We start from the raw sequence: 7,126 nt of genomic DNA on the forward strand, positions 1-7,126 counted from the left end.
GCTGGACGTTCTGTAATCCCGAGCCTGTCGCGATGATGGGCTAATGTGGGAGCGAGCCTGCTCGCGAAGGCGTCAGCCCGGACAACACAACTGTCAGATTTAGTCTTCCAGCAGCTCTTCAGCCTGACCGAGGATGTTTTCCAGGGTAAAGCCGAACTCTTCGAACAGTGCCGAAGCCGGCGCCGACTCACCGTAGGTGGTCATGCCGATCACGCGACCTTCCAGGCCCACGTACTTGAACCAGAAGTCGGCGTGGGCCGCTTCGATGGCGATACGTGCGCTGACCTGCAATGGCAGCACCGCCTGCTTGTATTCCGCATCCTGAGCATCGAACGCGCTGGTGCATGGCATCGACACCACGCGCACCTTGCGGCCCTGTTCGGTCAGTTTGTCGAAGGCCTGAACGGCCAGACCGACTTCCGAACCGGTGGCGATCAGGATCAGCTCAGGCTCGCCTGCGCAGTCCTTGAGTACGTAACCACCACGGCTGATGTTGGCAATCTGGCCGGCATCACGTTCCTGGTGCTGCAGGTTCTGCCGCGAGAAGATCAGCGCCGACGGGCCGTCCTTGCGCTCCAGGGCGTTTTTCCAGGCCACCGCCGATTCCACGGCATCGGCTGGACGCCAGGTGTCGAGGTTCGGTGTGCTGCGCAGGCTGGTCAGTTGCTCGATCGGCTGGTGCGTCGGGCCGTCTTCGCCCAGACCGATGGAGTCGTGGGTGTAGACGTGGATTACTCGCTTCTTCATCAATGCCGACATGCGCACCGCGTTGCGCGCGTATTCCATGAACATCAGGAAGGTCGCGCCGTAAGGCACCAGACCGCCGTGCAGGGCAACGCCGTTCATGATTGCGGTCATGCCGAACTCGCGCACGCCGTAATACATGTAGTTGCCGCTGGCGTCTTCAGCGTTGACGCCTTTGCAGCCTTTCCACAAGGTCAGGTTGGAGCCGGCCAGGTCAGCCGAACCGCCGAGCATTTCCGGCAGCAGCGGGCCGAACGCATTGAGGGTGTTCTGGCTGGCTTTGCGGCTGGCGATGGTTTCGCCCTTGGCCGCGACTTCGGCGATGTAGGCCGAGGCTTTTTCCGAGAAGTCGGCCGGCAGTTCGCCGCTCAGGCGACGGATCAGCTCATTGGCTTCGGTCGGGAACGCTGCGGAGTAGGCAGCGAAACGCTGGTCCCACTCGGCTTCAGCGGCGCGACCTTTTTCCTTGGCGTCCCACTCGGCATAGATCTCGGCCGGGATTTCGAACGGGCCGTAGTTCCAGTTCAGCGCCTGGCGGGTCAGGGCGATTTCCGCGTCACCCAACGGGGCGCCGTGGCAATCTTCCTTGCCCTGCTTGTTCGGCGAGCCGAAACCGATGGTGGTCTTGCAGCAGATCAGGGTGGGTTGTGCGCTCTTGCGCGCGGTTTCGATGGCGGTCTTGATCTCTTCAGGATCGTGGCCGTCGACGTTGCGGATGACCTGCCAGTTGTAGGCTTCGAAACGCTTCGGCGTGTCATCGGTGAACCAGCCTTCGACTTCGCCGTCGATGGAAATGCCGTTGTCATCATAGAAGGCGATCAGCTTGCCCAGGCCCAGCGTGCCGGCCAGGGAGGCGACTTCGTGGGAAATGCCTTCCATCATGCAGCCATCACCGAGGAACACGTAGGTGTGGTGATCAACGATGTTATGACCAGGACGGTTGAACTGCGCGCCCATGACTTTTTCCGCCAGCGCGAAACCGACGGCGTTGGCCAGCCCCTGACCCAGCGGGCCGGTGGTGGTTTCGACGCCCGGGGTGTAACCGAATTCCGGATGGCCCGGGGTGCGGCTGTGCAGCTGACGGAACTGCTTGAGGTCGTCGATCGACAGGTCGTAACCGGTCAGGTGCAGCAGCGAGTAGATCAACATCGAACCGTGACCGTTGGACAGCACGAAGCGGTCACGGTCGGCGAACGATGGGTTGCTCGGGTTGTGCTTGAGGTAGTCGCGCCAAAGCACTTCGGCGATATCTGCCATACCCATGGGGGCACCGGGATGGCCGCTGTTGGCTTTTTGCACGGCATCCATGCTGAGGGCACGAATGGCGTTGGCACGCTCACGACGGCTAGGCATCGCTGATCTCCTGGGTGTGAATAGATTGAAACGGAAAAAAGGAGGGCATTTTCCCTCACCCAAGCGCCTCGGGGCAATGACAGATAGTCATCGGCAGGCGTTTTTCCCGTGGTTGGCGACGGTTTCGACAGGTGAAACCTTTCCGCTACGGGTTTGTAGAGTTAACCGTTTCGTGAGAAGTGCCATTTATCGAGCAATATCAAAACTTTTTGATATTGACCTTGCGATGCTTTCTCGCCGTCACTAGACTGCGGCCCTATGAATTTACGCGTGCCTTCCATTCGCCACGACGATTGCGACGAGCTGGCGGCCCTGTGCAAGGCCGGCGGCGATCCGCTGCGGCTGAATGTCTTGCGCGCGCTGGCCAACGATTCGTTTGGTGTATTGGAGCTGGCGCAGATTTTCGGCATTGGCCAGTCGGGCATGAGTCATCACCTTAAAGTGCTGGCGCAAGCCGACCTGGTAGCGACACGCCGTGAAGGCAACGCGATTTTTTACCGCCGCGCCCTGCCCCACACCGAATTGCTCGGCGGCAAATTGCATGCTGCATTGTTAGAAGAAGTCGACAATCTGGCTTTGCCGGATGACGTGCAATCACGGATCGAACAGGTCCATGGACAACGTGCCGCCGCCAGCCAGGACTTTTTCGCCCGGGTTGCGGAAAAATTCCGTGCCCAGCAGGATTTGATCGCCGGCCTGCCGCAGTACCGCGATAGCGTGCTGGCCCTGCTCGACAAGCTGAATTTCAATGGCGCTGCCACGGCCATCGAAGTCGGCCCCGGTGACGGCGCTTTTCTGCCCGAACTGGCGCGCCGCTTCCACGCAGTGACGGCACTGGACAACAGCCCGGCGATGCTCGAACTGGCGCGTCAGGTCTGCGAACGTGAACAGCTGGCTAACGTCAGCCTGCAACTGGCCGATGCATTGAATGGCTCAAGCCTTCAGGCCGATTGCGTGGTGTTGAACATGGTGTTGCACCATTTCGCCGCCCCGGCCGATGCGCTCAGGCACATGGCCGACCTGCTGCAACCGGGCGGTAGCCTGCTCGTGACAGAGTTATGTAGCCACAACCAGAGTTGGGCCAGGGAGGCCTGCGGTGATCTGTGGTTGGGGTTTGAACAGGACGATCTGGCCCGTTGGGCCACCGCTGCGGGACTCGTTCCCGGGGAAAGCCTCTATGTAGGCTTACGTAATGGTTTCCAGATTCAGGTTCGCCACTTTCAGCGACCGGCTGGCGACACTCACCATCGGTAAATTCAGGAAAACATCGAGATGAGCGAATACTCCCTCTTCACCTCCGAGTCCGTGTCTGAAGGACATCCGGACAAAATCGCCGACCAGATTTCCGATGCGGTGCTGGACGCCATTATTGCCCAGGACAAACACGCCCGCGTGGCTGTGGAAACCCTGGTCAAGACCGGCGTGGCCATCGTTGCCGGTGAAGTGACCACCAGCGCCTGGGTCGACCTGGAGCAGATCGTTCGTGACGTGATCTGCGACATCGGTTACACCAGCTCCGAAGTCGGCTTCGACGGCGCGACCTGCGGCGTGATGAACATCATCGGCAAGCAGTCCCCCGACATCAACCAGGGTGTTGACCGTGCCAAACCTGAAGATCAGGGCGCCGGCGACCAGGGCCTGATGTTCGGCTACGCCAGCAACGAAACCGACGTGCTGATGCCAGCGCCGATCACGTTCTCGCATCAGCTTGTACAAAGGCAAGCCGAAGCGCGCAAGTCGGGCCTGCTGCCTTGGCTGCGTCCGGACGCCAAGTCGCAAGTGACCTGCCGTTACGAAGGCGGCAAGGTGGTCGGTATCGACGCCGTGGTTCTGTCGACCCAGCACAACCCTGAAGTGTCGTACAAAGACCTGCGCGAAGGCGTGATGGAGCTGATCGTCAAGCACGTACTGCCTGCCGAACTGCTGAGCAAAGACACCCAGTTCCACATCAACCCGACCGGCCAGTTCATCATTGGCGGTCCGGTAGGCGACTGCGGCCTGACCGGTCGCAAGATCATCGTCGACAGCTACGGCGGCATGGCCCGTCACGGCGGCGGCGCGTTCTCCGGCAAGGATCCATCGAAGGTGGACCGTTCGGCTGCCTACGCTGGCCGTTACGTTGCCAAGAACATCGTCGCGGCCGGCCTGGCCGAGCGCTGCGAGATTCAGGTTTCCTACGCGATCGGTGTGGCCCAGCCTACCTCGATCTCGCTGAACACCTTCGGCACCGGCAAGATCAGCGATGACAAGATCATCAAACTGGTGCGTGAAGTGTTCGACCTGCGTCCTTACGCAATCACCACCATGCTCGACCTGCTGCACCCGATGTACCAGGAAACCGCAGCCTACGGCCACTTCGGCCGCGCGCCGCAGACCAAGACCGTTGGCGAAGACAGCTTCACCACGTTCACCTGGGAAAAAACCGACCGCGCCGACGCCCTGCGTTCTGCCGCTGGCCTGTAATTCCCTGGCTGCATAAAAGCCCCGCACGGTTCGCGCCGTGCGGGGCTTTTTCATGCCTGAATACAACCTTTAATTCACGCTGGCCTCTGTGGGAGCGAGCCTGCTCGCGAAGGGGCCCGCACTCGCGACATCAATTCTGCAACCGGAAACACCTCGAAAAACACCCACACACCGCCTTGCAAATCCTCACCTACCCTTCAAACATTCCCCCTGAGCAAGGACGCTCACAATGCTCGTCACGCTGCGCTTGTTATTGGTTTTTCTGCTGGCACACATCGCGCTCGCCGCCCACGCCAACTGTCCCAACTGGCCCCGCCCACAAGCCCAACGCGAAATCATCACCCTGCAAAACCAGATCGACCAATGGAACGACGCCTACCACCGCGAAGGCCGCTCACTGGTCGCCGACGAGCTTTACGACCAGGCCCTGTCGCGGCTGAGCGAATGGCGCAACTGCTTCCAACAACCCTCATCAGAGCAGCCTTTGCGCACGGCGTCAGGCTCGGTTGTACACCCGACCCCACACACCGGCCTGGATAAACTCCATAAAGCCGAGGAGGTGGGTCGCTGGCTGCGTGATCGCCGAGACGTCTGGGTGCAACCCAAAGTCGACGGCGTTGCCATCACGTTGATCTATCGCCAGGGAGTATTGCAGCAGGCCATCAGTCGCGGTGACGGTGTCAGCGGCCAGGACTGGACCCTCTCCGCGCACAGGATCGCTACCATTCCACAACGGCTGACGCAGCCACAAGACCTGCAGGTGCAGGGCGAGCTCTACTGGCGACTGAACGACCATGTGCAAGCGCAATCGGGCAGCGTCAATGCCCGCGCAACGGTCGCAGGTCTGATGGGGCGAAAATCCCTCGCGGCCGAAGACGCCGCCGGGATCGGCCTGTTCGTCTGGGACTGGCCGCAGGGCCCTTCAAATCTGCCTGAGCGATTGTCCGCACTGGCGGCGCTGGGGTTCGCCACGACCGAGCCGTACACCCATCCGATCCGCGAGTTTGCCGATGCGCAAAAATGGCGCGAGCACTGGTATCGCTCACCGTTGCCGTTTGCCAGTGACGGTGTGGTGCTGCGCCAGAATCAGCGCCCGCCCGCCGAACGCTGGCAGGCACGCGCACCGTACTGGACGATCGCCTGGAAATATCCATTTGCCCAGGCGCTGGCTGAAGTGCGCAAGGTGCACTTCAAGGTCGGCCGAACCGGACGTATCACCCCGGTGCTGGAGCTTGTGCCGGTCAAGCTGGACGATCGTGAAATCAGACGAGTCAGCGTCAGCTCGCTCAAACGCTGGCTGACACTCGACGCGCGTCCTGGCGATCAGGTGGCAATCAGCCTGGCCGGCCTGACCATCCCGCGACTCGACAGCGTGGTGCTGCGCGCCAGCGAGCGAGCCGATCTCTTCGTCCCCGGCGCCAGTGACTACCACGCCTTGAGCTGCTGGCAACCGACGCCCGGATGTGAGACCCAGTTTCTCGCGCGCCTGACCTGGCTCAGTGGCAAGCAGGGCCTGGCCATGCCGCATGTCGGGCGCGGCACCTGGGAGAAACTTCTCGAAACAGGCCGTCTGAACAACCTGCTGGATTGGTTGACCCTCGATGCGCCAGAGCTTGCTAACATTGCCGGCTTCGGCGAGCGCAGCAGCGCGCGTCTAATGCACAGTTTTCAGAGCGCCCGGCAACAGCCGTTCGCTCAATGGTTGAAAGCGCTGGGACTGCCACCGACCGGGCAGGCCCGACTCCCCGATTCGTGGCAGGCGCTGGTACAACGTGACACCGAACAATGGCAGGCAGAAGCCGGCATCGGCCCGGGGCGCGCGGCGCAATTGCGTGCATTCCTGCGCGATCCGCAGGTGCTGGCCTTGAGCGAAACCTTACACGCCGCCGGAATCGACGGTTTCTGAACATGCACGCCCGGCACGCCGGGAACCCACGGCGGACAAGGCGCTCCAACTGCGCAGTGCCTGACCAGCCGATTGCCTTTGCACATGGAGCTATTATGAAATTTCTCACACCGCTCGCCCTGCTGACCCTTTGCGGCGTAATGGCCGCCCCGGTAATGGCGGAAGAAGACGGCCCGGGCCTGACCGGCTGCGCGGCCAAGAAGCAGGGCATCATCAATCAGATCGAACAGGCCAAGTCGCGCGGCAACCTGGAGCAGCAGGCAGGCCTGGAAACCGCGCTGCGTGAAGTGACCGAGCACTGCACCGACGCCGGTCTGAAGAAAGAACGCGAAAACAAAGTGCTTGAGGCCAAGCATGAGGTGAGCCAGCGCCAGGCCGATCTCGACAAAGCCATGAAGAAAGGCGATCCGGAGAAAATCAACAAGCGCAAGGAGAAGCTGGCCGAGTCGCGCAAGGAACTGCAGGAAGCGCTGGATCAGATCGACAAGTAATGGCGGGGCCCTGTGGCAAGGGGGGCTTGCTCCCGCTCGGCGGCGCCCTGTGGCAAGGGAGCTTGCTCCCGCTCGGCGGCGCCCCTGTGGCGAGGGAGCTTGCTCCCGCTCGGCGGCGCCCCTGTGGCGAGGGAGCTTGCTCCCGCTCGGCGGCGCCCCTGTGGCGAGG

The 7,126-nt window shown here is 61.7% G+C and carries 5 protein-coding genes; 4 read left to right on the plus strand and 1 reads right to left on the minus strand.

The window, feature by feature from the left end; genetic code table 11:
* Positions 1 to 99: 99 nt before the first annotated feature.
* On the minus strand, positions 100 to 2,097 hold the full coding sequence (gene tkt / locus HU743_RS26920; RefSeq protein WP_186549315.1) for a transketolase: 1,998 nt from the start codon (positions 2,095 to 2,097) through the stop codon (positions 100 to 102).
* A gap of 258 nt (positions 2,098 to 2,355) precedes the next feature.
* Between tkt and HU743_RS26925 the strand changes: the two genes are divergently transcribed.
* The 4 genes from HU743_RS26925 to HU743_RS26940 all read left to right on the plus strand — a co-directional run bounded on the left by HU743_RS26925 (position 2,356) and on the right by HU743_RS26940 (position 6,957).
* Positions 2,356 to 3,351, plus strand: a complete 996-nt coding sequence (locus HU743_RS26925; protein WP_186549317.1) for a metalloregulator ArsR/SmtB family transcription factor — start codon at positions 2,356 to 2,358, stop codon at positions 3,349 to 3,351.
* 18 nt (positions 3,352 to 3,369) lie between these two features.
* Positions 3,370 to 4,560, plus strand: a complete 1,191-nt coding sequence (gene metK, locus HU743_RS26930) for a methionine adenosyltransferase (RefSeq protein ID WP_024014624.1) — start codon at positions 3,370 to 3,372, stop codon at positions 4,558 to 4,560.
* A 229-nt stretch (positions 4,561 to 4,789) separates the two neighbouring features.
* Entirely contained in the window at positions 4,790 to 6,466 is a 1,677-nt protein-coding gene (gene ligB / locus HU743_RS26935; protein WP_186652391.1) for an NAD-dependent DNA ligase LigB, read from the plus strand.
* A 95-nt stretch (positions 6,467 to 6,561) separates the two neighbouring features.
* Complete coding sequence (locus tag HU743_RS26940) at positions 6,562 to 6,957, plus strand: DUF1090 domain-containing protein (protein WP_186549323.1); 396 nt, start codon at positions 6,562 to 6,564, stop codon at positions 6,955 to 6,957.
* Positions 6,958 to 7,126 lie beyond the last annotated feature (169 nt).

The sequence above is a fragment of the Pseudomonas sp. SWRI99 genome, assembly GCF_014270125.1.
Taxonomy (GTDB): domain Bacteria; phylum Pseudomonadota; class Gammaproteobacteria; order Pseudomonadales; family Pseudomonadaceae; genus Aquipseudomonas; species Aquipseudomonas hamedanensis.